The 26,055-nt window shown below is 59.1% G+C and carries 29 protein-coding genes, 1 tRNA gene and 2 pseudogenes; 14 read left to right on the forward strand and 18 right to left on the reverse strand.

The annotated features are described in order from the left end of the window. Positions 1–119: 119 nt before the first annotated feature. Together AC07RO_RS24030 and AC07RO_RS24035 are read right to left on the reverse strand one after the other, a co-directional pair. A pseudogene (locus AC07RO_RS24030) lies at positions 120–1,205 on the reverse strand (transglycosylase SLT domain-containing protein); the annotation flags it as partial. 111 nt (positions 1,206–1,316) lie between these two features. Beyond that, positions 1,317–1,757: a LexA family protein gene (locus AC07RO_RS24035; RefSeq protein ID WP_065989204.1), complete on the reverse strand. Its 441-nt coding sequence runs from the start codon at positions 1,755–1,757 to the stop codon at positions 1,317–1,319. 98 nt (positions 1,758–1,855) lie between these two features. On the opposite strand from AC07RO_RS24035, the gene AC07RO_RS24040 reads away from it, so the two are divergent. After that, positions 1,856–2,584, forward strand: coding sequence for an SOS response-associated peptidase family protein (locus AC07RO_RS24040; RefSeq protein ID WP_495087242.1), 729 nt, complete (start codon positions 1,856–1,858; stop codon positions 2,582–2,584). A 45-nt stretch (positions 2,585–2,629) separates the two neighbouring features. Here AC07RO_RS24040 and AC07RO_RS24045 read toward each other — a convergent pair whose 3' ends face one another. Beyond that, positions 2,630–4,852 (reverse strand): TonB-dependent siderophore receptor, encoded by a 2,223-nt coding sequence (locus tag AC07RO_RS24045; protein ID WP_495087243.1) that lies wholly within the window; start codon positions 4,850–4,852, stop codon positions 2,630–2,632. Between the two features lie 329 nt (positions 4,853–5,181). On the opposite strand from AC07RO_RS24045, the gene AC07RO_RS24050 reads away from it, so the two are divergent. Next, positions 5,182–5,541, forward strand: coding sequence for a DUF4190 domain-containing protein (locus AC07RO_RS24050; protein ID WP_192174812.1), 360 nt, complete (start codon positions 5,182–5,184; stop codon positions 5,539–5,541). Positions 5,542–5,557: 16 nt separating this feature from the next. Continuing rightward, the gene (locus AC07RO_RS24055; RefSeq protein WP_495087262.1) at positions 5,558–6,007 is read left to right on the forward strand and encodes a DUF805 domain-containing protein; all 450 of its coding nucleotides are present in this window, start codon (positions 5,558–5,560) and stop codon (positions 6,005–6,007) included. Positions 6,008–6,085: 78 nt separating this feature from the next. Here the strand turns inward: AC07RO_RS24055 and AC07RO_RS24060 are convergent, their stop codons facing one another. Then, positions 6,086–6,970 (reverse strand): EamA family transporter, encoded by an 885-nt coding sequence (locus AC07RO_RS24060; protein WP_346631372.1) that lies wholly within the window; start codon positions 6,968–6,970, stop codon positions 6,086–6,088. Positions 6,971–7,231: 261 nt separating this feature from the next. Between AC07RO_RS24060 and AC07RO_RS24065 the strand changes: the two are divergent. The 3 genes and pseudogenes from AC07RO_RS24065 to AC07RO_RS24075 form a co-directional block, all read left to right on the forward strand. Further along, positions 7,232–7,999, forward strand: a pseudogene (locus AC07RO_RS24065) (MCP four helix bundle domain-containing protein); the annotation flags it as partial. Between the two features lie 69 nt (positions 8,000–8,068). Continuing rightward, positions 8,069–8,857 carry a methyl-accepting chemotaxis protein gene (locus AC07RO_RS24070; protein ID WP_407073265.1) on the forward strand — a complete coding sequence of 263 codons (789 nt, stop codon included), beginning with the start codon at positions 8,069–8,071 and terminating at the stop codon, positions 8,855–8,857. A 276-nt stretch (positions 8,858–9,133) separates the two neighbouring features. Continuing rightward, a complete protein-coding gene (locus AC07RO_RS24075) occupies positions 9,134–9,310 on the forward strand; it encodes a DUF3606 domain-containing protein (RefSeq protein ID WP_282369999.1) in 177 nt (58 codons plus the stop codon). Positions 9,311–9,490: 180 nt separating this feature from the next. Here AC07RO_RS24075 and AC07RO_RS24080 read toward each other — a convergent pair whose 3' ends face one another. The 7 genes from AC07RO_RS24080 to AC07RO_RS24110 form a co-directional block, all read right to left on the reverse strand. Further along, positions 9,491–11,113: a methyl-accepting chemotaxis protein gene (locus AC07RO_RS24080; RefSeq protein WP_495009813.1), complete on the reverse strand. Its 1,623-nt coding sequence runs from the start codon at positions 11,111–11,113 to the stop codon at positions 9,491–9,493. A gap of 209 nt (positions 11,114–11,322) precedes the next feature. After that, positions 11,323–11,748, reverse strand: coding sequence for a cell wall hydrolase (locus tag AC07RO_RS24085; protein WP_346631373.1), 426 nt, complete (start codon positions 11,746–11,748; stop codon positions 11,323–11,325). A gap of 69 nt (positions 11,749–11,817) precedes the next feature. Then, positions 11,818–12,057 (reverse strand): Rz1-like lysis system protein LysC, encoded by a 240-nt coding sequence (gene lysC, locus AC07RO_RS24090; protein ID WP_346631374.1) that lies wholly within the window; start codon positions 12,055–12,057, stop codon positions 11,818–11,820. Then, entirely contained in the window at positions 11,966–12,391 is a 426-nt protein-coding gene (locus AC07RO_RS24095; protein WP_495087244.1) for a hypothetical protein, read from the reverse strand. Before AC07RO_RS24095 ends, lysC begins: the two co-directional genes overlap by 92 nt. Next, positions 12,388–12,705 carry a phage holin, lambda family gene (locus AC07RO_RS24100; RefSeq protein WP_192174817.1) on the reverse strand — a complete coding sequence of 106 codons (318 nt, stop codon included), beginning with the start codon at positions 12,703–12,705 and terminating at the stop codon, positions 12,388–12,390. Before AC07RO_RS24100 ends, AC07RO_RS24095 begins: the two co-directional genes overlap by 4 nt. Before the next feature lie 276 nt (positions 12,706–12,981). Further along, positions 12,982–14,154 (reverse strand): cellulase family glycosylhydrolase, encoded by a 1,173-nt coding sequence (locus tag AC07RO_RS24105; RefSeq protein WP_495087245.1) that lies wholly within the window; start codon positions 14,152–14,154, stop codon positions 12,982–12,984. Further along, positions 14,144–14,347 carry a Com family DNA-binding transcriptional regulator gene (locus tag AC07RO_RS24110; protein WP_346628131.1) on the reverse strand — a complete coding sequence of 68 codons (204 nt, stop codon included), beginning with the start codon at positions 14,345–14,347 and terminating at the stop codon, positions 14,144–14,146. Before AC07RO_RS24110 ends, AC07RO_RS24105 begins: the two co-directional genes overlap by 11 nt. A gap of 494 nt (positions 14,348–14,841) precedes the next feature. Between AC07RO_RS24110 and AC07RO_RS24115 the strand changes: the two genes are divergently transcribed. Continuing rightward, positions 14,842–15,162 (forward strand): DUF1654 domain-containing protein, encoded by a 321-nt coding sequence (locus AC07RO_RS24115; protein WP_423574719.1) that lies wholly within the window; start codon positions 14,842–14,844, stop codon positions 15,160–15,162. Positions 15,163–15,253: 91 nt separating this feature from the next. Here the strand turns inward: AC07RO_RS24115 and AC07RO_RS24120 are convergent, their stop codons facing one another. Then, entirely contained in the window at positions 15,254–16,066 is an 813-nt protein-coding gene (locus AC07RO_RS24120) for an XRE family transcriptional regulator (RefSeq protein WP_346631377.1), read from the reverse strand. A gap of 185 nt (positions 16,067–16,251) precedes the next feature. Beyond that, positions 16,252–16,342, reverse strand: a tRNA-Ser gene (locus tag AC07RO_RS24125). A 169-nt stretch (positions 16,343–16,511) separates the two neighbouring features. Between AC07RO_RS24125 and AC07RO_RS24130 the strand changes: the two genes are divergently transcribed. From AC07RO_RS24130 to AC07RO_RS24160, 7 genes are all read left to right on the forward strand, one after another. Continuing rightward, entirely contained in the window at positions 16,512–17,183 is a 672-nt protein-coding gene (locus AC07RO_RS24130; protein WP_133777231.1) for a Bax inhibitor-1/YccA family protein, read from the forward strand. A gap of 114 nt (positions 17,184–17,297) precedes the next feature. Further along, positions 17,298–17,690 (forward strand): sulfurtransferase complex subunit TusD, encoded by a 393-nt coding sequence (gene tusD / locus AC07RO_RS24135; RefSeq protein WP_423574720.1) that lies wholly within the window; start codon positions 17,298–17,300, stop codon positions 17,688–17,690. A gap of 1 nt (position 17,691) precedes the next feature. Further along, on the forward strand, positions 17,692–18,054 hold the full coding sequence (tusC, locus tag AC07RO_RS24140) for a sulfurtransferase complex subunit TusC (RefSeq protein WP_495087246.1): 363 nt from the start codon (positions 17,692–17,694) through the stop codon (positions 18,052–18,054). After that, entirely contained in the window at positions 18,054–18,353 is a 300-nt protein-coding gene (gene tusB, locus AC07RO_RS24145; protein ID WP_495087247.1) for a sulfurtransferase complex subunit TusB, read from the forward strand. The genes tusC and tusB overlap by 1 nt, the downstream gene beginning before the upstream one ends. Continuing rightward, the gene (locus AC07RO_RS24150) at positions 18,350–18,685 is read left to right on the forward strand and encodes a TusE/DsrC/DsvC family sulfur relay protein (protein ID WP_346628126.1); all 336 of its coding nucleotides are present in this window, start codon (positions 18,350–18,352) and stop codon (positions 18,683–18,685) included. Before tusB ends, AC07RO_RS24150 begins: the two co-directional genes overlap by 4 nt. Continuing rightward, positions 18,682–19,683 (forward strand): glycosyl transferase family protein, encoded by a 1,002-nt coding sequence (locus AC07RO_RS24155; RefSeq protein ID WP_495087248.1) that lies wholly within the window; start codon positions 18,682–18,684, stop codon positions 19,681–19,683. The genes AC07RO_RS24150 and AC07RO_RS24155 overlap by 4 nt, the downstream gene beginning before the upstream one ends. 97 nt (positions 19,684–19,780) lie before the next feature. After that, on the forward strand, positions 19,781–20,782 hold the full coding sequence (locus AC07RO_RS24160; protein WP_495087249.1) for a glutathione S-transferase family protein: 1,002 nt from the start codon (positions 19,781–19,783) through the stop codon (positions 20,780–20,782). A gap of 183 nt (positions 20,783–20,965) precedes the next feature. On the opposite strand, the gene cysG is transcribed toward AC07RO_RS24160, so the two are convergent. From cysG to lolA, 5 genes are read right to left on the reverse strand one after another with little or no spacing between them, the layout of a single operon-like run. Next, complete coding sequence (cysG, locus tag AC07RO_RS24165; RefSeq protein WP_346628123.1) at positions 20,966–22,360, reverse strand: siroheme synthase CysG; 1,395 nt, start codon at positions 22,358–22,360, stop codon at positions 20,966–20,968. Continuing rightward, positions 22,361–23,641: a serine--tRNA ligase gene (gene serS / locus AC07RO_RS24170; protein WP_495087250.1), complete on the reverse strand. Its 1,281-nt coding sequence runs from the start codon at positions 23,639–23,641 to the stop codon at positions 22,361–22,363. It abuts the gene before it with no gap. A 16-nt stretch (positions 23,642–23,657) separates the two neighbouring features. After that, complete coding sequence (gene crcB, locus AC07RO_RS24175; RefSeq protein WP_282370032.1) at positions 23,658–24,032, reverse strand: fluoride efflux transporter CrcB; 375 nt, start codon at positions 24,030–24,032, stop codon at positions 23,658–23,660. Continuing rightward, the gene (locus AC07RO_RS24180; RefSeq protein WP_495087251.1) at positions 24,032–25,354 is read right to left on the reverse strand and encodes a replication-associated recombination protein A; all 1,323 of its coding nucleotides are present in this window, start codon (positions 25,352–25,354) and stop codon (positions 24,032–24,034) included. Before AC07RO_RS24180 ends, crcB begins: the two co-directional genes overlap by 1 nt. A gap of 18 nt (positions 25,355–25,372) precedes the next feature. Beyond that, entirely contained in the window at positions 25,373–25,996 is a 624-nt protein-coding gene (gene lolA / locus AC07RO_RS24185) for an outer membrane lipoprotein periplasmic chaperone LolA (protein ID WP_282370037.1), read from the reverse strand. Positions 25,997–26,055 lie beyond the last annotated feature (59 nt).

Below are 26,055 nucleotides of genomic sequence, written 5' to 3' on the forward strand. Positions count from 1 at the left end.
GGGCCGATCGGGATGTGAAAAGCACACGGCCGGATTGTGTCCGTGCCGACACACGACGAGCCCATTGCTGCCAAAAGTGGGCCCGAAGCGGACAAATTGGTGACTGGAGTGTCGCTTCAGGGGCGCACAATCCCCGCTGACGCCGTGGCAGTGGTCACCGCCAGTGCCTCGTTACCGGGCATGACGTCGTCGGTCATTTTGCCGAGGGTGGCAGAAAGCTGCTCGAACTGGTCGCGAGGCACGAGCACGCGGGAGGGCCCGTCGGCGGTTTTTTTGCGCAGGAACGCCGGATTGAGGTTCAGCAGCACCGAGCGATCGATGCCGGCACTGGCGGCGAGGCGCTCCAGGTCCACCGGCCGCGCCAGCTCCAGCACCGTGAAATACGGCGCATTGGCCACCGGGCTGAGCTTCACGCCATAGGTCTCGGGTTCGCGCACCAGCATCGACAACGCCAGCAGTCGCGGCACGTAATCCTGGGTTTCCTTTGGCAGGCTCAGGTGCCAGTAATCGGTAGGCAGGCCTCGGCGCTGATTCGCGTCGATGGCCCGGCTCACCGTGCCCTCCCCTGCGTTATAGGCCGCCATCGCCAACAGCCAGTCGCCGCCGAACTGGGTGTGCAGGCGCGTCAGGTAATCCATCGCCGCTTTGCTGGACGCCACGACGTCCCGCCGTCCGTCATACCAGGCGGTCTGGCGCAGGTTGAAATCGCGCCCGGTGGCCGCCATGAACTGCCACAGGCCGGCCGCGTCACGGATCGAATTGGCTTTGGGGTTGTAGGCACTCTCGATGATCGGCAACAAAGCCAGCTCGGCCGGCATCGCCCGCTGGTCGAGGGTTTCGACGATGAAATGCAAATACGGGCTGGCCCGCTGACTGGCATTGCGGATGAAGCCTGCGTTGCCCAGCAGCCAGTCGCGCTGCCGCACGATGCGTTCGTTGACGCCGTTGTCGTCGGCCAGGCGGAAATCCTGTCCCATCCGTTGCCAGATATCACTGCCGTCGTAGGGTTGCGTTGACCGCGAATAAGCCACCGGCTCTTCGCTGCGATGGAGCCCTGCCACCAGGCGCGGCGTGCGTTCGGTGCTCGCCTCGGGCGGGCCGTAAGACTGGCAACCGGCACACAACATCGCAACAGTCAGTGAAGCGAGGCGCATCGGTCGAACGACACGCAAAGCGCCCGAATACAGGCGGAAGGCAGGCGGCATCGGAGGTCATCCTGAGAGGTTTATGCTGTGTGGCACGGGCGCTTGAATGGTTCCAATACGCCCGTGCTGTCACCCCCCTCCTCCGGCCTCCTTATATAGAAAGCCTCTGAATCACGAATGCATCACCTTGTCGTGATCGCGAACGCTGTATTTCACCACGCCCCAGATCAGCAACTCGTCGCCTTCCATGACATAGCGCGGCGGGTATTTGGTGTTTTCGGATTTGAGGATGACTTCGTTGCCACGCATGTGCAGGCGCTTGCAGACCGGCTCGGTATTCAAGGCGGCGATGACGATGTCGCCATGCTCGGCGTAAAGGCTGCGGTCGACGATCACCAGATCGCCGCAATAGATGCCCGCGCCCTGCATGCTGTCGCCCTCTATTTTCACGAGATAGACATGGGGCGCGCGGATGTCGAACAGCTCGTCCAGCGAGATGTGCCGCTCGATGTGATCGGCCGCCGGCGAAGGAAAACCTGCGGGCACTTGAAAGGCGTAAAGGGGAAACCGCTCGCCCGCCGCCGATAACCGGCCAAGGATGGTGACACTCATGGGACTGACCTTGTGTTTGTTAACTGTACGTATATACAGTTAACGTTCTCAGCCGCGTGCGGTCAATCTGATAAGCAGGAAAATTCGACGGGTGACACATGTGCGGACGCTACTCGATCTACGAGCCAATGGACCATTACCTCAAGACGCTCGCGCCAGAGCAGTTGGTGATCAACGGCTACGATCTCTGGCCCATCGCGCGCTATAACGTGGCGCCGACCACCCGCGTCGAGATCATCCGGCCAGTGGATGACGGCCTGAGCGTCGACAAGGTGCGCTGGGGCTGGTCGCCCTACTGGGCCAAAGGCAAACGGCCCGACCCGATCAATGCGCGGGTCGAAACCGTGATGACCGGGAAGTTTTTCAAGGACCTGTGGCCGAACGGTCGCGCCCTGGCCCCGGCGAACGGCTGGTTTGAATGGGTCAAAGACCCCAACGATGCGAAGCGCAAGCAGCCGTACTTCATCCATCTGAAAGACCAGGGACCGATGTACTTCGCTGCGCTGGGCCAAGTCAGGCCCGGCCTTGAGCCGGACGAACGCGACGGCTTCGTCATCATCACCGCCGCCAGCGATGCCGGCATGCTCGACATCCACGACCGCCGCCCGCTGGTGCTGACGCCCGAGCTCGCCCGGGAATGGGTCGACCCGCAGACGCCGGCGTCACGCCTTGAGCAAATCGCGCAGGAAGGCTGCCGGCCGGTCAGCGATTTCCACTGGCATGCCGTGGGCAAGGAGGTCGGTAACGTGCGCAATGAAGGCGCGAAGCTGATCGAGCCCTTGGCCGGGCTCGATTTGCTGACGGAGGATCAGGACAAGGACGTCTGATCGCAGTGCGTTGCGATCAAACGATGTGCCGGGTGCGGCGAGTGATCAGAGCGTCCACTTCACCGAGAACATCAGGTTGCGCGGATCGCCGTAGACGCCGGTGCCCGAGTTCGTCGGGATGCCCTGCCAGTAGCGGGTATCGAACAGGTTATTGACGTTGACCCGGCCGTCCCAGTGCTCGTTCAGCTTGTAACCGGCCATCAGGCCGACGATGCCGTAAGCGTCCTGATCCGCCTGGCCGTCGCCGACGCGATTGAAGGTCTTGCTCTGGGCCAGCACGTCCGCGCCCACCCGCCATTTGTGCAGCTCACCCGGCAAGGTGTAGCTGGTCGCGGCTTTGAACAGGTGCTTCGGCTGCTCGGGGGCGAACAATTTGCCTTCGTTGCTTTTGGTACCGTCTTCGACAAACTGGCTCAGCACGTAGGTGTAGGACGCCGAGAACTGCCAGTCCGGCGTCAGCGCGCCGCTCAGCTCGGTGTCTATCCCGCGGCTGCGCACCTTGCCCGCTGCGCCGTAGCAGCTGGAAGCCGGGAAGCTTGGGCAATTGGTGGAATTCTGGTCCTGCAGCAGATAGGCGCGGTTTTCCTGCTCCATCTCAAACAGCGCCACCGATGCATTCAGCGCGCCGTCGAAGTATTCGCCCTTCAGGCCGATCTCGTAGTTCTTGCCAGTCATCGGCTTCAACACCGAGCGCGAGGAATCCATTTCGGTCTGCGGCTTGAAGATTTCGGTGTAGCTGGCGTAGGCCGAGTACGTGTCGTTCAGGTCATAAATGACGCCAGCATACGGCGTGACTTCGCGCACCACCTTGTAATCACCACTGCCGACGCGGTTGTCGAAGTCATACCAACTGACGCGGCTGCCAAGGATGACGTGCAGCGGGTCGATGGGGTTCAGGCGCGCCACGGCGTACACGCCTTCTTCGGTGGCGGCGTTGCGGGTTTCGTACAGGCTGGTGTCGACGTCAGGTTTGATCACTGAGTGGGTCGGGTTATAGAGGTCGATCGGCGTGCCGTCGGTCCAGCCGCCCCACTGGTGAAACTTCTCCTGCCGATGGCTCACACCCACGACCAGTTCATGCTCGCGACCGAACATCTGAAACGGCCCGCTGAGGGACGCGTCCAGGTTGGTCTGGTCGTCGTCGTCGCGGTACTTGCCGTGGTACTGCTGAAAGCCCAGACCGTCGTAGTTGCCGACGTAGCTGGAAAACGTGTCCGCCTCGGCCCAGATCTTCTGCCCCGCCAGCTTGGCCGACCAGCCGTTGTCGAAGCGGTGCGTGACGTCGGTGAAGAACATGATGTTGTCTTTGTTCCAGTACGACCAGTCGTTGCTGAGGAACGTCGAGCGCTTGAGGTGCAGGTCTTCGCCGTTCGGACCGCTGGGCAGACCGCCCCAGTCCGAGGTGTTGTCATCACGCTGTTTGGACGCGCCGACGGTCCAGGTCGTCGAATCATTCAGGTCGGCTTCGAGGATGCCGTAAAAGGTCTGGCGCTGATTCTTGCGGATGTCGGAGAAGCTTTTGTCGTCTTCGTACGCTGCGACCACACGGCCGCGAACGGTGCCGGAATCGTTGAGCTTGTTCGACGCATCGACTTCGGTGCGATACCGGTCCCAACTGCCGGCGCTGGTGGTCACGCTCACCTGCGGCACGGCGGTCGGGCGCTTGCGCACCAGGTTCAACGTCGCTGCCGGGCTGCCCGCGCCGGTCATCAGCCCCGATGCCCCGCGGACCACTTCGACGCGGTCATACATGGCCAGATCCGCGCCGGAAATCACATCCTGAGTGTAGGCGCTGATGCTGCTCGGCAGCCCGTCGTACATGATGTTGTCGATCTTGAAGCCGCGCGACAGAAACTCCTGACGGTCCGACGCCGTTCGGTGCAACGTCACGCCGGGCGCGTATTTCACTACGTCGTTCAGGTCGTTCATGCCCTGATCGTCCATGCGCTGGCGGGTGATCACACTCACCGACTGCGGCGTCTCGCGAATAGACAGCGGCAGCTTGGTCGCCGTGTTCATGGAACCCGTTGTGTACGAGCCCGAATTCTCCGTGGTCGCTTGCCCCGCGATGCCGTAATCGGCGTTGATGCTCAGGCCTTCCAAAGCCACTGCACCCGGCGCCGAGTTGCCGCTGGCACTGCCCGGTTGAGCGGGCGATGTGACCGATGGCTGATCGGCTACATCCTGCTGCGCCGGCGCTGCGAGGGAATGGCTGGAGAAACCAAGGGCGACGAGTGCCGACAAGGCTGGCAGGGCGGGACGTAGCATCGGGTGCTTCCTGGAGAGGACGAAGGCGTGCTGATCTGCGGCACGGCACCCTGACGAGGGACGCTCCGCATGGCGAAAAGCTATGAGGACGCGGATCGTAACAACTTTTTTATAAATTGGTAATGCAAAGCGTTATCAGCTGTTAAGGTTTCTGATTCGTCTTGCCACGCATGGTATTTTAAAAGGACTAAAAGGCAGCCAGATGCTCTGTGATTACGGTCGCGCGAGGTTCGAGACAGGCCGGGAGGGATGCCTACAAAATCTTTTCTAAAGATTTCAGCCGTGCTGCCGACACGCACCTACAAGCCTTTCTACTATAGGGAAATGAGATGGCGATGGTATTTTGTCGTGGCTGTGCAAAGGAGCTGCATGAAACGGCAGTCACTTGCCCACAATGTGGCGCGAGTCAAATCACCTCAGCAACGCTCCCAATCCCCCCTGCAAACGCTGGCTCCCCCTGGATGGCAATCCTTTCGCTCGTGCTCAGTATCGTGTGCACGCTTGCACTCTTTGACGACAGTGAATGGGACACAGAGACGATTCAGGGCCTGGGCCTGTTCTCTGTCATCGCCCTGATTCTGGGGATCATCACTATCAACACCAAAAGACCGGGCTATGGCATGGCCATCGCCGGGACTGTGTTATCCGGTGTCTCGCTGCTTATTTTCGTTGGACTGTGTGTTAATTAATCAAAGGAAGATTCAAATGGCATTTTGTCGTGGTTGTGCAAAGGAAATCAGTGATGGTGCTGTCACGTGCCCGCAGTGCGGCGCGCCGCAGCTGGCGTACGCAGGCAGCGGCAATAGCGCTGCCGTTGTCGCCCAGCCAGGTTTTTTTCACTGGTATGTGGACGTTCTGAAGAAATACGCGGTGTTCAGCGGGAGGGCGCGGCGCAAGGAGTACTGGATGTTTTTCCTGATCAACGTCCTGATCTCTATCGCGATTGCCGTTGTTGACGCCATCATCGGCACCAACTCCATGCTCTCGAATATTTACAGCCTTGCGTTATTGATACCCGGCCTCGCCGTTGGCGTGCGCCGACTGCACGACACTGATCGCAGCGGCTGGTGGCTGATTGTGCCTTTCGCCAACATCGTGTTCCTGGCTACAGAAGGTCAGAAAGGCGATAACCGCTTCGGGCCGGCTCCCCTGTAAGCTGATCGGAAGTGCGCCGTCCTCGACGGCGCACTTGCCTGAATCGGGTTTGAATCGCGAAACCCTGATCCCCGCGCATCAAGCGGTCGCTTGTCGCCCACGGCTGAACAGCTTGGGCCCAAGCAGATTTACCGTCAGACCCAACATCACAAGCACACCCCCCGCGCATTGCAGCACGCTGAGTCGCTCGCCCAGCACCAACGCTGAGGAACTGAGGCCGACCACCGGCACCAGCAGAGAAAATGGCGCGACCTTGCCCGCTGGATAGCGCGACAGCAGCTTGCTCCAGCTGATGTAGCCGAACAGCGTGGCGACGAAGGCCAGGTAAGCGAGCGACAGCACTGAGCTCCATCCCAGATTAAGCAACGAATGCTCGATGAGCGCTGGCCCCTCCAGCCACAGCGACATGGCGAGAAACGGCAGCGGCGGAACGATCGCACCCCAGACCACCAGGGCGACGAGATCGACGTTCCCAAACCGGCGCGTGATGATGTTGCCCAGCGCCCACATCGAGGCCGCGCACAACACCAGCAACACCGCCAGAAGCGGGGTCGCAGCCCCCGTGCCCATGCCGATAAGGGTCAGTCCGCCAGCAGCAATGAGTAAGCCCGCTACGCTGTACACGCGTAATTTCTCACCGATGAATATCGCCGCAAACAGCAGCGTGAAGAATGCCTGCGCCTGCAGCAGCAAGGAGGCCAGCCCCGGTGGCATGCCACGGGCCATGCTCTCGAACAGAAAGGCGAACTGACCGAAGGAAATGGTCGCTCCATACGCGAGCAGCCAGAACCAGGGCAACTGCGGACGGCGAATGAAAAATACCGCGGGAATCGCGACCAGCGTGAACCGCAGCGCGCCCAGCAACATCGGCGGCAGGCCATCCAGGCCGTATTTGATCACGATGAAATTCAAACCCCACGCAATGATGACCAGCAATGCCAGGCAAAGGTCTTTAAACGGCATAGTGTTCCTTAATAGTTGGCAGGTATTTCGGGGCGATCCCGAGAAGCAATAATCGCCTCACGCTCGCCGCGTTTGCAAACCCATTGGCAGTGTTAAATGAAGAATTAGTTAATTGATTATTTAGCACTTAGCAAACACGCGACCATGATAGCTATAGGCCTGCCTTTCCGCTGAACGTACCTTAAGTAATCGAAAATCCGGCAGACACGCTGATAGCTGGAACGGACCTCAGCATTCCTTTGGAGCTCCGGAGAGACCCACATGCAACTACAAAACTTTAAGATTTCGACCAGAGCGCTGCTCTGCTTTGGTCTGATTACGCTCATTCTGCTAGGCCTTGGCCTGTTCGCCTACGTTCAAATTGATGAAATGCGTACCACTGAACAAAAGCTGGAAACCGACGTGGTGCCCAGCATTCAGGTGATTGACGATATCCAGATCGCCCTGCTGCATACCCGTCTGGAAAGCATACGATCGCTGGCGGTGGCGGGCTCAGACGCACAACGCAAGGTCACCGATAGTATTTTTCAGGACATTGCCATGCTCGAAGACAAGACGGGTTACTACCGAGCACACCTGGTTACTGACGAAGAGGATAACAAGCAGTTTCAGACCGCGAACGGCCTGATGGAGAAATACATAGCTGGCGTCAAAAACATTATTTCGCTGAATAAAACCGACCATCAAAGCGCGCTGGACTATGCCAACAACGAACAGGCGCAGACCGCGACGCAGTATCAGGCAGAGCTCACAAAGCTGCGAGACCTTAATTCACAGAACGCAGTTAACGCCGGGCATCGCGCTGCAGAGGTTTACAGCCACAGCATCATGGTTCTTATCTCGGTTGTTCTGGTTGCATCGGTGCTCACCATAGGCCTGGCGTATGCCCTGACCCGAAGCATCGTAAGGCCGGTTGCCAGCTCATTGACCTTCGCGGAGCAAATCGCGACGGGCGACCTCTCCGGTGTCCTCGCCGTGACGGGGCGAGATGAGGTATCCAGTTTGATGATTGCGCTCAATGTCATGGCCGGCAATTTAAAGACCACGATCACTGAGATATCGGGAGCAGCCGACCAACTGAGCACCGCCTCCGTCGAAATGACATCGATCACCGAAAGCGCAGACCGGACACTTCAAAGACAGAACAGCGAGATCGAACAGGCGGCCACTGCGGTCACCGAAATGAGTGCGGCAGTGGAAGAAGTGGCGAGAAATGCGAACTCAACGTCCGAGGCCGCGAAGTCATCCAGCACATCCGCCGAAGAGGGGAACCGCAGGGTCGTCAACACGGTGACGGCCATGACGAGCCTCGCCGACCTCGTGGACAATTCAGTGGTTCAGGTCAAGGCCCTGGCCAGTCAGGCGGACGATATTACAAAAGTGCTGAGCGTCATCAGGGCCATTGCCGAGCAGACAAACCTGCTCGCGTTGAACGCAGCGATTGAGGCGGCGCGCGCCGGGGAACAGGGACGAGGATTCGCTGTGGTGGCAGACGAGGTTCGGGCACTGGCGCACCGGACCCAACTGTCCACGCAGGAAATCGAGCAGATGATCACCAAGGTCCAGTCAGGGTCTGCCGCTGCCGTGGAGTCCATGGACAAAAGCAGGCAGGAGGTTTACAGCACGCTGACCTCTGCGAAAGACGCCGGCTCGTCCCTGCGCCTGATCACCGATGCGGTCCTGGAAATCAATGAACGAAATATGCAGATTGCGACGGCGTCGGAGGAGCAAGCCCATGTTGCCCGCGATGTGGACAGAAACCTGGTGAGCATTCGGGATCTGGCAATGCAGAGCACCGAAGGCGCGAGACAGACACTGGAAGCAAGCAACGAGCTGTCGAAGCTGGCGGTCCGGCTCAATGACATGGTCGGCAAGTTCCGGCTTTAGCCCACCGCGGCCCTGACGCCCGGACTTCAGAGCCCATTTCCAACCAGACCCCGAAAACTAAAAAGCCCCGCAGATGCGGGGCTTTTTACTGTGTTTGGCGGACCTGGAGATTTGAACCCCGGAAACGGTCTCAACCCTCGCCGGCTTTCAACACCACTGGTTTCTACCGCTCACAGATGCCGCTCCGGTAGATGTCTTGCGCCCATGTCAGACGCTCAGGATGGCCTATGCTTCGTTGGCCTGGAATAGCCAGGCTATCTCATAAGGGCGTAGAAAATGGCTGACAATTTAGGTAATCGCGGACCACAGGACAGAGCCAGAGTGAATACCTCTGAAGCCTGGGAGCTGCAGTACTGGACTAACGAGTTTGGGGTGACCGAAGAACAACTCAAAGCCGCAGTAAAGGCAGTCGGTCCAATGGTGGTAGACGTACGTAAAAAGCTGGGCAAATAAATCAGACATTCCCTGCGGAGTGCCGAGAAGCGCAGCCCAATGTGACAAAGGTCTGCGCTTTTCTCTGTCTAAACAGAAAGACCTCTGATTTACAGAAGCCCTCTGATTTGCTCGCTCAGGGTCAAGAGATCCAAGTTAGCCTTGGCAGTGTTAAACGGTTACGGCTGGAGATCGCCTTCGCTACATCTGAAACTTGCTGACTTCCACTTGCAGGCTGGTGGCAAGATTTTTCAACCCGCCGCTCGTCTTCAGCAAGTCCTGAATGGACATATTATTTTGTTCAGCCATCTGCGCAGTGCGCTCCACATTCCGAGCTACATCCTGACTAGCTGCCGTCTGCTCCCGCAAGGCCAGGGAAATCTGGTCTACAACTTCGAGTACCTTGTTCGAGCTGTCGCGTATCTCGCCTATTGCCGTGCCGGCACTACCCGCCATTTCCACGCCGTCATTCACTTCCTGGACCCCGCTGCGCATGCTTTCTACGGTTTCGCGGACGCCAGATTGAATCTTTCCGATCATGGTTGCGATTTCCTTGGTCGATTTGCCTGTGTTCTGCGCTAACAAGCGCACCTCGTCGGCCACTACTGCAAATCCACGCCCCTGTTCACCCGCCCGCGCCGCCTCAATGGCGGCGTTAAGGGCGAGTAAATTGGTCTGATCAGCGATACCTTGGATCACACTGATAATTGAGGAAATCTGCTCGGAATGCTGGCCCAAGCCTGCGACCTGTGTAGAGGAAAGCTGCACTGTTTTTGCGATGCCCATCATGCTGGACAGGGTGCTTTCTATAACTTGTGCACCATCCTTCGATTGCTGGCCTGAGCGGGTAGCCAACGTGTGAGCTTCATCCGCATTTTCGGAGACATGGTGAATGCTGACGGTCAATTCTTCGACAGTTGCAGCCATCATTGACGCGGACGTTGATTGCTCTTGAATAGCGCCGGAAAGTTGCTCGGATGCCCCCGAAATTTGTTGCACAGCGATAACTAGCTGACTGGCAGCGAGGCTGATTTGCTGGATCATCTCTCTTAGCCGAGTCTGCATACGCAAGAAGGCTTTGGGCAGCTCATCATGGCTACTGGTGTCAATAACGGTATCCAGCTTACCGTTGGCGATTGCAGTGGCTGCGTCGATAGCGAGTTGCAGGCGTGCGGAGGTACTACGGCCCAACGTGGTAGCCAAGATGACGGATAGAACCGTTGCTGCGATGCCTCCCCAGATCAGAATCAACAATGCATCATGCTTGGCGTCCGCCATTGCCTGGTTTCGGATATCCAGCAATTTGTTCTCATCAGCGGTGATGTCTCCCAATACAGCCCGCATGCTGTCCATTTTGGCCTTGTCAGCCCCTGAGGTAATACGCTGGTCTAAAGGGTCATCGGGGGCACTGCGCTGAGTCAAATCTCTGCGCATAGCGATGATCGGGTGCACGTCTTCGTCAATCCACCGTTTCTGAATTTCGCCAAGCTGGGCAAGTCTTTGTTGCTGTTGCGGGTTATCGGCGGTCAAACTTTTGAGCAGGTTGAGCACCTCGGCGAACTGCTTTTCGCCCATCATCGTGGGTTCTAGAAATGAGTCTTTTGACGAAATGACGAATCCGCGCATGCCAGTTTCAATATTAATCAACTGTTCCAGTGCGACCTGTGTTCCGCTAAGCACTTGATAGCTATGCACATTGCTCCTGGTTGCGGTTTCAACCTCTTCAAACCCCTTGTACGCGCTTCCTACCAACATCCCGATTAGCAATACGATAACGAAGAAACTGAAATACAGCTTTTGAGATATGCTTAGCTTACTTAGCATTATCTAAATCCCGGCAAAGCCCTTCCCTGGCTGATAATTGAGCTTAAGGTGGCGCGTGAGTGCGCGTTTGAAAGTCAGGCTCGCCCAGGGTTGAACTGTGCTCAGACCTTAATCAAAGTGTCGACAATTAGGCTTTTTACTTGAGGAACTTTTTTCGAGCGTGGTTGTATCGCAGGTGCTGCGAAAGCCCGGCGGGCTCGTGCCGTAGATCACGGAACGTCTTTGAAAAATACGTGGTCCCCGAGTTTCAGAGTCCGCTTAGCCCTGGCAGCCCACTCCGGAGCCTTCGACAGAGTGGTCGCGTAGTAATGAGTTGCCCCACCGGTGGGGTCTGGCACCTTCCCGTCGATCACTTGGTCAGCAGCGATTTGGCACTGCGCCAACTCGCGGAACGGGATCTGTCGCGCGCCGCTCAGGAACGGATAGTTCGGGTCGCCCCTGTTCCAGCAACTGAACTGATAGGGTTTCTGGCATACCCCGGCATAGCCCTCGCCCCACCATGATTTTTCTTGTCCATCATTCACGCGGTTGCGGATCGTCCAGGCCACGGCAACCATTCCGGCAAGCCCTTCCCCACGAGCTTCGCCGTACAGCGTGCGAGCGAGCACATCGCGATCTTTATCAGTCACGGTCATGACTATTCTCCAGGCAAAGAATCCGCTCATGGGTGCCTCCAGACTCGACGCACCTCCAATAAAACGGGCCTACTTATTCTTGCTTCGAACGATCTGCGCATCGACCTGGTCGGCGCATGTGTCGAGCAGCTTGATGGCCTGATCCTTCAGCTCCCATACGTCGCCGTTGTCACGCAGATCGGTATCCTCCGCATTGACGCGCTCGCACGGAATCAGCTCAGGGGCTTGCAGCCTTATGACTGTGGTCTTTGTTACCACTGGCGGCTTTGCCGCGCAGGCCGTCAGGCAAAGGCTGAGCAGCCCAATCACGAACAGGTTTACTGGTGCGCTTGAGGTCATCGAACTCCTTCCTCGCCTTCTTGGCTTTGTCTTCACTGCCCCTGATGCGCTTGTTCAGGTCGGCGGTGTAGTCGGCGTTGCGCTGTGCTTCAGCGCGCAGCGTCGTGATCGTGCCCTGGCTTTCCTTATTGGCGTCGACGGCTTCCTGTTTGGCTTTGGCCTCGACACTGATGGCCCCTTGCAACGTGATCACTCGGATCTGCTGGATGGCAATCAGCAGGCCCATCACGATGACAATGACGACCGCAATGGCCCGAGATGTAGAGCCGACCCTGGCTACTACGGCGACTGGTTCGAGGCTCATAGCGAGTCCGCCTTGCGTCCGAGGAACCTGATAATCAGCTCGCGGATCGCGGTCACGCCGATGAACCCGATGGTGCCGCCGGCGGCAACGGACAGGCTCGACGGCCAGGCCATCCATTCGATGACGCTGCTGGCTGACAGGCTCAATGCACCACAGATCAGCGCCTCAAGCACAACGCGCCATTTGTTGGCTTCTTTGCCTTCATAGACCACGCGCAATAGAGAAATGGTTGCGGCCATGATCGCTCCTTGCCAGAGCGGCGTCGTGATGATCAGCCAGACGTGGGCCCAGAAGTCAGGTGTTTTTTCCGACATCTTCGTCGACCTCCGACAGTCCGCCCTCTCGGGCTCGGGGAATGGGGCAGCCCCGCAGCACGCCTGGCTTAGAGCGATAGGCGTGGCAGGGCTAAATACGAGAAAGCCTCGGTGAATGCCGAGGCTCTGAATAAGTGCATGTCGTTCAGGCTGCCCGTCGGAGCAGCGCGTGTGCTGTTATATAGCGTTCCGGATCGGGTGTTCACACACGCGGTCACTGGAAGAATGGGAAGGAAAGCCTCCCGGAATGGGAGGCTCAGGCTCTGCTAGCCAGACCTACGCTTGTGCATAACCCCACTGAGTGATGCGCTCAGCGAAGTATGGCTTCACCATCGTAACCGTTGCCGCTTGGTTACTCGCTTCAAGGCTCATCTTCTCGCCGTCAGTGCCCGGACCCGCGACCCATAGGGTGACGGGGATTTTCTCAGCCTTGGCTTTGTCGAGCAGATTCTTCAGCGCGGTACGGCCAGCGTCCGTTGGTGGAATGCCAGTCTCGCCGATGAATGCTGCCATCTTGTTGGCTTTGGCGTAAGTCAGAAACGGACCCACGATTTGGTCGCGCAGCGCCGTTGGCGAAATTTGGGTGTTGTCGCCGTTGTAGGCACCGCTCGATCCGCCATCGACGTCAGCATAGGCGTGCGCTTCCCACACGATAGAATTCGCCGGATCCACAATCTTCGACTGTAGATTCGCCGAGACACCCGCCCAGTCCTTGGCACTCGCGAATTGCAGGCCGCAGACGAAGACTGGCTTTTTGGAGCTATTGCGCAGGGCCTTCAGCACGGTATTCATCGTGTTGATGTAAAGGGTTTCCAAGTCGCCCGACGTAATGTAGTCCTTTGCGCCGGCGTTGGGGTTTGGATAGGGCTCGTTGCCCAAACCCCAACCAAGAACCATAGGGTCGTCGCACGCAACAACCAACTTCTGGTGGAAGTTCGCCAAGTGGACCGCACTCCAAGAGCCACCACCGACGGAGTTACCATCCTGGATCAGAACCTGCTCCGTAACCTTCCAACCGTCTTGGTTACCCGCCTCTTTACTTGGGTAAAGCTGACCGGTCAGTTGGCCATTCGCATCGGTCTGGTAGCGATGCAGGCGCATGTAGTGATGCGGATCGGGAATGATCCTGGCTTCACCGTTAGAGTCATCGCTGATCGCCTTCAGCATTTCCTTCCACTTGTCCACGAACTCCTGCTTCAAGTTCGCGCCTTGACCTGGCAGACCGTCAATTGTCGACAGCTCAATGGCGCGCTGCAGTTCGAACGGAAAACGGATAAGGCGCACACCGAGGTTCTTCACCCAGTGAGTGATGGTGTCCCGAGTGGGCCATTGATAATGAGTGCCGGCCGAACCTGGAAGGATCTGGCCAGCATTGGCGACCGAGCCCAGGTTGATTCCTACCAGAGGAATGTTTTTGAGCTGGGCGATTACTGAGCTGCTATTGGACATTTTGATTACCTTGAGTCGAATGATTTTTAGCGGAGAATTCCGCATTCATGTCGCTCATAGGCGATAGCTCGGGGCACGTGGCCCTCACATGATTCAACGTCCCGCACCGGGCACACTTGATCTGGAGCTCCGTCATCTCACCGATACGGGCGAGAAGTCTTTTGCACTTTCCACATCTGCAATCTTTCAACATTCTGCGAAGCCTTTTGGATTCTGCCAGGCTCCGCCCCGCTCGCGCGGAGAGTAAGGGCCTCGGCTGGTTTGCAGGTACAACCTGCGATCTGGCGATCCCTGTGGGTGTTAGTGCACCCGCCTGACTGCCCTCTCTTTCTTCGTTGATTTCCCGTCTGGCCCTGTTGCCAAGGCCAGCCAGCGAAATCGGTGATTCCGTCCTGCTAAAGAGCTTTGATCCAGTCGATCCCTGTCGGGGCTGGGAGACCACTTCGCTGGTCCCTGGCTATCTGGCGGCTTCACCAGTCATGTACCGCAGCGGTAAGCCGCTGCGATGGACGTAAGTTAGCAAACGCTAAATCTACCGTCAATAGCTAACGCTAAATTATTTCCGCGCTTGGAATGGGTGCTGGTCGCTCGAAGCAGATCGATATTTCTGACAGGGGTTTTGCAAACAGCTGACTGCCGTTATGCTTGCGAAAGCTGTACGCATATACAGTAATCAAGGAGAAACTGATGTCCCTGCCAGAGAAGAACAAGCCTCAAGAGCGCGAGCCCATGTCCGGCCTTGAGCGCCTGAACCTAAGGGTCGCGAGCATGATCAACCACCCCATCGCTCAGGATCAGATGTGGGTGACGATCCATAAGCTGGAGACTGACGGCGAAAAGGAGTGGGACGAGGTGATGGGGGCGATCGCGGAGGTGGATGGGATAGAGATGGTTTTCAACGATGAAGACCGTTCGGTCACGCTGAAGTGGGAGGCGCCGTCAGATGACGATCCCCGCGTTCAGATGCGGGACGAATTCGAAGTATTGGAGGAAGCCGCGCCTTTCTAAGGGCACAAAAAAGCCCGCTTGATTGGCGGGCGTATGTACCTTCAAAAAACTCCATGTGCCGGCCATTAGTCGGCCACATCGGCCAGCGCAACTAGGCTTTCCTTGCGTTCCAGATCAATAAAACCTTCGCATGGATCGTCACATCGTCGACCCTTGCCGTCTGGTTCTCATAATGCTGATTGTCTGAAATAAGCCTGTAATTCTCTTCGTCCAGTCGCATCACGCGCTTGATGTACAGCTCTTGATGCCAGGTCAGTACGTAGATGCCCTCACCGATGAAGTCCTGCACGCCTTTGTCGACGATCACCAAGTCTTTATCGTTGATGGTTCCTTCCATGCTCTGACCCCAGCCACTGATCATGGCCAGAGCTGTCTTCGAGGTGTAGGTCACACCTTTCTCGCGAAGAATCTCCTCTCTGACAACCAAGTTGCGCACTACCTCATTGTAATCAGGCGGCACCTGTCCGTGACCCATCGCTGCACGTATGTCGTACTGGCGAATGACAATCTCTTCCTGGGTAGGACGAAGCGCGGCGTAATTGGCCGGAAGCACGTCTGTGCTCTGGTCATCCGGGTCGGCAGCCGCCGCCACAATCCGGTCCCGCGCCTCATTTGAAAAGCCTTTCACCTTGGCGAGGGACTGCTTGAGCTGTTCCAGTGCCGAAAGCCCGGCCTTCACTGCTGTCGCGGAAGTCTCGGACGCAGCAGGGCTGACCAGGCTTCCCGAAGGAAGGCCAATCTTCTCTTCCAAATTCGCAGCAGCTTTCTCGCCGAGATTTCTGTGCCCGTTAAGAATCTGGGACAGATACGACGCATCAAGGCCGTGCCGATTGGCGAAATCTTTCTGGGAGGCCCCGGCCATCAGGGCTTTCAGGGCGTCAGCTCTAAGCTTGTTAATGTCCATGTCCAATCATCGCTTCGGGTTAGCATACAGTAAATGACGGGCTGCTATCAGCCACATGATTAGCATCTGCTAACTTTGGGCAGCGCGGGCTGGATGATCCGATAGATTACGATCAAAAGCAGCCGAGCAAAAACCAGACCCCGAAAACGAAAAAGCCCTGCATGAGCAGGGCTTTTTACTGTGTTTGGCGGGGAACTAGGGATTCGAACCCTAGAAACGCTATTAACGTTCGCCGGTTTTCAAGACCGGTGCATTCAACCACTCTGCCAATTCCCCGAAGCATCTGGCGTCGGAAGTTTTTCACCCCTCCGTCGCTTTGCGGGCGCCATAATACCGTAATGAAACAAGCTGTCAAACTCTCCGGCTAGCGCGCTGCCTCGCCTCTGTTATGATCTTTGCAACTTGAGGTTTCAAACCCTTCGTTTTCACCATCAGGAGTAGCGCCATGCGCGAACAGGATTACGCAGTCAACAACCGCGTGCAGGTCGAGCAGCTAGAGGTTAGCCGCGTCCTGCGCAACACTTACGGCCTTCTGGCCCTCACCCTCGCCTTCAGCGGCGTCATGGCGTTCGTTGCACAACAGATGAACGTGCGTTACCCGAACGTCTTCGTCGTGCTGATCGGCTTCTACGGTCTGTTCTTCCTCACCAACAAATTGCGCGATTCCGCATGGGGTCTGGTCTCGGCGTTCGCGCTGACGGGCTTCATGGGTTTCATCCTCGGCCCGATCCTCAACCGTTACATCGGCATGCAGGGCGGCGCTGAAGTCGTTGCTTCCGCGTTCGCGATGACAGCACTGGTCTTCGGTGGTCTGTCGGCTTATGTGCTGATCACCCGCAAGGACATGAGTTTCCTCGGCGGCTTCATCACCGCAGGCTTCTTCGTGTTGCTCGGGGCCGTGGTGGCTAGCATGTTCTTCCAGATCAGCGGCCTGCAACTGGCGATCAGCGCCGGCTTCGTGCTGTTCTCGTCGGTCTGCATTCTGTTTCAGACCAGCGCGATCATCCACGGCGGTGAGCGCAACTACATCATGGCGACCATCAGCCTGTATGTATCGATCTACAACCTGTTCATCAGCCTGTTGCAGATCTTCGGCATCATGGGCAGCAAAGACTGATCAGTTTGCCCGCTTCAACAAAAAGCCCGCTTCGGCGGGCTTTTTGCTGTCCGGCGTTCATGAATTCTTTATCATTGCGCCCATGTTCCCTGCCAGCGCCCCACCGAGCCGCCCATGAAGTTCGCCATCGCCCTGCATTCGCCCGCCCACGCGCCCTCCTCGCGGCGTGCGCTGATGTTCGCCAAAGCCGCATTGGCCCAGGGCCATGAAATCGTCCGCCTGTTCTTTTATCAGGACGGCGTACACAGCGCGTCCGGCAATGTCGTGTCGCCTCAGGACGAGTCGGACACTGCCGCGCAATGGCGTGATTTCGTCACCACCCACCAGCTTGATGGCGTGGTCTGCATCGCAGCGGCCCTGCGCCGGGGCGTATTGAATGCCGAAGAAGCGGAACGCTATTCGCGACCTGCGGCGAACCTTGCTGCACCGTGGGAATTGTCGGGGCTGGGTCAGTTGCACGACGCGGTCCAGGCGGCCGACCGTTTGATTTGTTTCGGAGGGCCGTGACGTGGCGAAGTCATTACTGATCATCAGCCGTCAGGGGCCATGGTCTGGTCCGGATGCCCGCGAGGCACTGGACATTGCCCTGGCCGGCGGCGCATTCGATCTGCCGGTCGCCCTGCTGTTCATGGACGACGGCGTGTTTCAACTGGCGACGGCGCAGAACCCCAGTCAGGTGCAGCAGAAAGACCTGACCGCAAACCTGAAAGCGTTGTCGATGTTCGGTGTGGAAGACCTGTTCGCCTGCGGCACCAGCCTGAATCAGCGTGGGATACAGCCAACCGGCTTGAGCGTCGAACCCCTTCAGGTACTGGATGACCCGCAAATCGCTGGGCTCATTGACCGTTACGACCAGGTGATCACAATCTGATGGCTACCCTGCACGTACTCTCTCACTCCCCTTTTACCGATTCGCGCCTGAGCAGTTGCCTGCGCGTGCTCGGCAGTCAAGACGCGATCCTTTTGTGCGGCGACGCAACCTATGCATTGCGCGTAGACGCCGCTACCGCCCAGACACTGAGCGCGAAAACGGGCAGCCTGAAACTGTTCGTGCTCGATGAAGACGCCACCGCTCGAAACATCGCGCTACCTGACTGGGCCCATGGCGTCGACTATGCCGGCTTCGTCGCGCTCTCGGTGCAATACGACAAGGTCAATACGTGGCTATGAAACAGCTCATCGTCGACGGGCACAGCATCGCGCTGGACAAAGACGGCTATCTTGAGGACCTCCACGACTGGTCCAGTGAAGTCGCCGAAGCCCTGGCCCTTGAAGAAGACATCGCCCTTACTCCCGATCACTGGGAAATTCTCGAACTGCTGCGTGCGTTCTACGCGGAGTTTCAGCTGTCCCCGGCCACGCGGCCGCTGGTCAAGTACACCGCGCTGAAACTGGGCGCCGACAAGGGCAACAGCTTGCACTTGAATCGTCTGTTCAACGGCACTCCCGCCAAACTTGCCGCCAAGCTGGCGGGCCTGCCCAAGCCGACCAATTGCCTATGACCGACTTCACTCCCCTCGTCATCGAAACCCCTGCCGAGCATCCGTTCGCGCCCTTCGTGCGCATTCTCGGCAAGGGCAAGCGTGGTGCGCGCAACATGACCCGCGCCGAAGCGCGGGAAGCCATGGGCATGGTGCTCGATGAAAAAGTCGAAGACACCCAACTCGGCGCGTTCCTGATGTTGCTTCGACACAAGGAAGAAAGCCCGGATGAGCTCGCGGGTTTCACCGAAGCGGTGCGCGAGCGGCTGCATGCGCCGGAACTGAAGGTCGATATCGACTGGCCCACGTATGCCGGCAAAAAGCGTCATCTGCCGTGGTACCTGCTGGCCGCCAAGTGCCTGGCACAGAACGGCGTGCGCGTATTGATGCACGGCGGCGGCGCCCACACCGCCGGCCGCCTGTACAGCGAGCAGTTGCTGGAGCTGTTGGGCATTCCGCTGTGCCGCAACTGGCAGGCGGTGGGTGAAGCGCTGGAGCAGCAGAACATTGCGTTCTTCCCCCTCGGCGACTGGGCGCCGCAGCTGCAGCGCATGATCGATCTGCGCAACACGCTAGGGCTGCGCTCGCCGATCCATTCCCTGGCGCGCATCCTCAATCCGCTGGGTGCCCGCTGCGGGCTGCAGAGTATTTTCCATCCGGGTTATCAGGGCGTACACCGCGACGCCAGCAGCCTGCTCGGCGACCACGCCATCGTGATCAAGGGCGACGGCGGTGAAGTCGAGATCAATCCCGACACCATCAGCCACTTGTATGGCACGACTGACGGTCAGCCGTGGGACGAGGAATGGCCGGCGTTGTCGGACCGTCGCCACGTGAAGCCGGCCACCCTCGATCCGCAGCATCTGCTCGCGATCTGGAAAGGCGACATCGAGGACAGTTACCCGCAACTGGCGCTGATCGCCACCATGGCGCTGGCACTGCGGGGCCTCGGGATGCCGCGAACTGAAGCCTTCGCGCAGGCCGAGCAGTATTGGGCGAACCGAACCAGATCGATTTAGCCGATAGCTACCCCCCAGTCTTTGCGTTATTCGTTCGAACGATTGCCTTTAGACTGATCTCCAACGTACTTCGGTACAGCTCACTTTGGAGTCAGACATGGGCCTTCTCGTTGAAGGACGCTGGCAAGACCAGTGGTACGAAAGCAGCAAAGACGGCGCTTTTCAGCGCGAGCAAGCCAAGCGCCGGAACTGGGTTACCAGCGATGGTCGGCCCGGCCCGTCCGGTGAAGGCGGCTTTAAGGCGGAAGCCGGTCGCTACCATTTGTACGTTTCCCTGGCTTGCCCGTGGGCCCATCGGACGCTGATCGTCCGTAAGCTCAAGGGCCTGGAAAGTCTGATCGACGTCTCCGTGGTCAGTTGGCTGATGCGCGAAAACGGCTGGACGTTCGACAAGCAGAAAGGGTCTACCGGCGACGCGCTGGATGGCCATACGTTCATGTACCAGCGCTACCTCGCCGACACCGCCGATTACACCGGTCGGGTGACCGTGCCGGTGCTGTGGGACAAACAACTGAATCGCATCGTCAGCAATGAATCATCGGAAATCATCCGGATGTTCAATTCGGCGTTCGACGACCTGACCGGCAATCACCTGGATCTGTATCCGGAGCCGCTGCGCGACGAGATCGACCGGCTGAACGACCGTATCTACCCGGCCGTGAACAACGGTGTCTACCGCGCCGGTTTCGCCACGTCACAAGGTGCGTACGAAGAGGCCTTCGACGAAGTGTTCGCCGAGCTTGATGCGCTGGAAAGCCTGCTCAGCGAGAAACGCTACCTGGCGGGTGAATACCTGACCGAAGCGGACGTGCGCCTGTTCACCACGCTGATTCGCTTTGACGCGGTGTATCACGGGCACTTCAAGTGCAACCTGCGGCGCATTGCCGACTACCCGAACCTGAGCAACTGGGTGCGCGAGATGTACCAGCTGCCGGGCGTGGCCGAGACAGTGGATTTCGTGCACATCAAGCATCACTACTACGCAAGCCACGCCACCATCAACCCGACCGGCATCGTGCCAAAAGGCCCGCAGCAGGACTTTAGCGGCGAGCATGATCGCGGGCGTTTGAGCGGAAAAGGGATCTTGCACAACGACTGATGGGTTTCAGTTAAAGACCTGAAACCCGTCACCCGGTGCATGATCATTGTGGGAGCGAGCTTGCTCGCGAATAGGCCAGTGCATCCGCAAGATTTTCAGCGGCTGGAAGGCAGTCTTCGTGAGCAAGCTCACTCCCACAAGAATTGTGTAGCTCTCGCGAAGCCAGGCAGGCGCATGTCGTGATCAGACGCTAGCCTGCGCCCCTTCGAACCACGCCAGTTTTTCCCGCAACTTCACCACTTCGCCCACAATCACCAGGGTCGGCGCATGAACCTCATGCTCCGCCACCAGTTGCGGCAGATTGGCCAGCGTGCCGGTGAAGACGCGCTGGTTGACTGTGGTGCCCTGCTGAATCAGCGCCGCAGGGGTTTCGGCCGATCGGCCGTGCTTGATCAGCTGTTCGCAAATGACCGGCAGCCCGATCAGGCCCATGTAGAGCACCAAGGTCTGGGATGGTGAGACCAGGTCTTTCCATGGCAGATCGGTAGAGCCGTTCTTCAGATGACCGGTCACGAAACGCACGGACTGCGCGTGATCGCGGTGGGTCAGCGGAATGCCGGCATAGGCCGCGCAACCACTGGCCGCCGTGATGCCAGGTACGACCTGGAAGGGAATGCCGTGGGCCGCCAGTTCTTCGATCTCTTCACCGCCACGGCCGAAGATGAACGGATCACCGCCCTTCAGTCGCACCACGCGTTTGCCCTGCTTGGCCAGATCCACCAGTTGCTGGTTGATCTGATCCTGGGGCAAGGCGTGATCGGCGCGCTGCTTGCCTACGTAGACGCGGTCAGCGTCGCGGCGGCACAGATCCAGAATCGCCGGTGCTACCAGGCGGTCGTACAGCACCACATCCGCCTGCTGCATCAAACGCAGCGCGCGGAAGGTCAGCAGATCAGGATCGCCCGGCCCGGCGCCCACGAGGTACACCTCGCCGGTCGTGGCCGGCGCATCGCCGTCAATCTTTGCCTGCAACAGCCGCTCTGCCTCGGCGCCCTGCCCGGCCAGTTGCCGGTCAGCAATGGGTCCCTGAAATACATCCTCCCAGAACGCCCGACGCTGCTGAACGTTGGGAAACAGCCCTTTCACCTGATGGCGAAAGCGCGCGGCCAGACCGGCCAGATGCCCGTAAGTCGGTGGAATCCAGGTTTCGAGCTTGGCGCGGATCAGCCGTGCCAGCACCGGCGCATCGCCACCGCTGGACACCGCAATCACCAGCGGCGACCGATCGACGATGGCCGGGAAGATCACGCTGCACAGCGCAGGCGCATCCACCACGTTAACCGGCACACCGCGCTGGCGGGCATCGGCTGACACTTGCGCATTGAGTGGCTCATCGTCGGTGGCGGCAATGATCAGCACGCAACCGTTGAGGTCCGACTCGGTGTAGCCGCGCAGAATCTCTTCGCCGCCGCTGCGCTCGATCAGCTCGCGCACCTCCGCTCCGATCTCGGGGGCAACCACGCGCAGCACCGCCCCGGAATCAGCTAGCAGGCGAGACTTGCGCAAGGCAATCTCGCCGCCGCCCACCACCAGCACCCGAGCGCCACGAAGGTTATGGAACAGCGGCAGAAATTCCATTTAGCCGATCACCTCGATGCCGCCCATCCAGGGCTTGAGGACATCCGGCACGCGGATCGAGCCGTCGGCCTGCTGGTAGTTTTCCAGCACCGCCACCAGCGTACGACCCACTGCGAGACCCGAACCGTTCAGCGTGTGAACCAGTTCCGGCTTGCCGGTTTCCGGGTTGCGCCAGCGCGCCTGCATGCGACGCGCCTGGAAATCGCCGCAGTTGGAGCACGACGAGATTTCACGGTATTTGTCCTGACTCGGAATCCACACTTCCAGGTCGTAGGTTTTCACTGCGCTGAAACCCATGTCGCCGGTGCACAGCGCCAGCACGCGGTACGGCAATTCGAGCAGTTGCAGAACGCGTTCGGCGTGACCGGTAAGGCTCTCCAGCGCTTCCATGGATTTTTCCGGCTCGACGATCTGCACCATCTCAACCTTGTCGAACTGGTGCTGACGGATCATGCCGCGGGTATCGCGGCCCGACGCGCCGGCTTCGCTGCGGAAGCACGGGGTGTGGGCGACGAACTTCAACGGCAGCTGCTTGGCGTCGATGATTTCCCCGGAGACGATGTTGGTCAGCGACACTTCGGCGGTCGGGATCAGGTACAGATCGGCCTCGCCTTCGCGGGATATCTTGAACAGGTCTTCTTCGAATTTCGGCAGCTGGCCGGTGCCCTGCAACGCAGGGGCCTGGACCAGATACGGGGTGTAAGTCTCTTCGTAACCATGCTCGTTGATGTGCAGCGTGATCATGAATTGCGCCAGCGCACGGTGCAGGCGCGCAATCGGGCCACGCAACAACGCGAAACGGGCGCCGGACAGCTTGGCAGCGGTTTCGAAATCCAGCCAGCCGAACTTCTCGCCCAGGGCAACGTGGTCCTGAACCGCGAAATCGAACGACGCCGGCGTGCCCCATGTGCGCACTTCGACGTTCTCTTCTTCATCAGCGCCCACCGGCACCGATTCGTGGGGCAGGTTCGGCATACTCAGGGCCATGCCGTCGAGCTCGGACTGGATGGCGTCCAGCTCTTTCTTGCCGGTGCTCAGCTCTTCAGCCATGCGATCGATGTCGGCCATCAGCGGCGCGATGTCTTCGCCGCGCTGCTTGGCCTGGCCGATGGATTTGGAACGGGCGTTACGCTCGGCCTGAAGCTGTTCGGTGCGGGTCTGCACCGTCTTGCGCTGGGCTTCCAGCGCTTCGATGCGGCCCACGTCCAGTGTGTAGCCACGGGAAGCCAGGCGATCCGCTACGTCCTGAAGTTGAGTACGCAGCAGTTTGGAGTCGAGCATATCGGTCTCTCGTATATTAAATTCGGGTCAAAGACAGGCCGGCCCATGTCGCGAGCAGCCCGCCCAGTACGCTGATGAGGGCGTAACCAATGGCCAGAGGAGCCTGGCCGCTTTCAAGCAGGCGAATCGTGTCCAGTGAGAAAGACGAAAAGGTCGTCAAGCCTCCAAGGACTCCCACCATCAATCCGGCGCGCACTTCGATCGGGACTTCCGGGCGGATCAGAAACAGCCCGTAGAGCAAACCGATCAGCAGGCAGCCCACCAGATTCACGGCGAGCGTTGCTGTGTAGAAATAGCGCGGCCAGTTCGCAGCGACCACGTTAGCCGTCGCGAAACGAAGTAATGTACCAGCCACGCCACCGGCGGACACGGCAAGAATCAACTGAATCACTATTTTCTCCGTTGGCGAGGACTGGCGCGGTCGAGCGCCGACAGGTGTTTGAGTTTTTCGCCGATCTTCAGCTCAAGGCCTCGGGGAACCGGCTGATAATACTGACGCGGTTCGAGTTCGTCGGGGAAGTAGTCTTCACCGGCCGCGTAGGCATCCGGCTCATCATGGGCGTAGCGGTACTCTTCGCCGTAGCCGAGCTGTTTCATCAGCTTGGTCGGCGCGTTGCGCAGGTGCAGCGGCACTTCCAGCGAACCGTGATCGGTGGCCTCGCGCATGGCCATTTTGAAACCCATGTACACGGCGTTGCTCTTCGGCGCACAGGCCAGATACACAATGGCCTGGGCCACGGCCAGTTCGCCTTCCGGACTGCCGAGGCGTTCCTGCACATCCCACGCCGACATGCACAGCGGCAAGGCGCGCGGATCGGCGTTACCGATGTCTTCGCTGGCCATGCGCACCACGCGCCGCGCCAGATACAGCGGATCGCAGCCGCCGTCGATCATCCGCGCGAACCAGTACAACGCGGCATCGGGGTTGGAGCCGCGAATGGATTTGTGCAGCGCGGAAATCTGGTCGTAGAACGCTTCGCCGCCCTTGTCGAAACGGCGACGGCTGTCACCGAGCAGGCTTTGCAGCAATTCGGGATCGATTTCGCTGCCGTCTTCCGCCAGGTCAGACGCATTTTCCAGCAGATTGAGCATCCGCCGACCGTCGCCATCCGCTGCGGCCAGAAGCGTCGTGAACGCCTCGTCGCCCAGCGTCAGATGCCGATTGCCCAGCCCGCGCTCTTCGGTCAGCGCGCGGTTGACCAACTGACGTAGCGCCCCTTCGTCCAGGCTCTTGAGCACATAGACCCGGGCGCGGGAGAGCAGCGCGTTGTTCAGTTCGAATGACGGGTTTTCAGTGGTGGCGCCGATGAAGATCAGCGTGCCGTCTTCCACGTAGGGCAGAAACGCATCCTGCTGCGATTTGTTGAAGCGGTGCACTTCGTCGACGAACAGAATGGTCCGGCGGCCGTACTGACCCGCCTGTTGCTTGGCGATCTCTACGGCCTGACGGATCTCTTTGACCCCCGCCAGCACCGCCGACACCGTTTCAAAATGCGCGTCGGAGACTTTCGCCAGCAACCGCGCCAGCGTGGTTTTGCCCACGCCGGGCGGTCCCCAGAAAATCATCGAATGCAGCGCGCCCTGCTCCAGCGCTTCACGCAGTGGCTTGCCGTGGGCGAGCAGGTGCTGCTGGCCGACGTACTCGTCCAGATTGGTCGCTCGCAGGCGGGCGGCCAACGGTTGCGCGATCGGTTCAGTGCTGAACAGGTCCATGAAACAGGCGAACCCCTTTTATTCCTGAATGACGTCAGCGCCTTTCGGGATCTGGAACTGGAATTTGCTCGCCGCGACAGGCTCGTTGGCCTTGACGCCGGTGAACAGGATATTGGTGCGCTGGCCGACGCTGTCGATCAGTTGCATGTCGTTGATCATGCCGTTGCGGAACGACAGGCGCAGGCTGTCGAACAGCGTGTCCTTGGACTTGGGCTTGAGCACGAAGTCGATCACGCCACCCGCTTCCTTGGCAGTGATGTCGAAGCTTTCGCTGATTTTCGACACGTCGCCGGACAGCAGCAGGGCCGGGGTCTGGGTCAGACGCTGGTCGAGGGTCTTGATGGTGACCTGCTCCAGGTCAGGGTCCCACAGGGAAACCTTCTTGCCGTCGGAGACCATCGTTTGCTCCTGCGGCGGGTCGGTGTGCCAGTAGAACAGGCCCGGGCGCTGCAACGTCATCTCGCCGGCGGTTTCCTGCAACTGGGTGCCGCCACCGTCGAGGGTGAGCTGGGAGAAACGCCCGCTCAAGGTTTTCGAGTTTTCCAGCAGTTGGGTCAGGCGCGCCACGTCCTTGCTGTCGGCGTGGGCCGAGACAGCGGAAAAAGCCAGTGCAGATACCAACAGCATGCGGATAAGACGCATGGGATTCCTCTTTGAGTGTGGTTGAAGCCGGGCGCCGCCGCGGTGGCGACGCCCGGTAA

The organism is Pseudomonas sp. GW821-FHT07F05 (genome assembly GCF_059418765.1).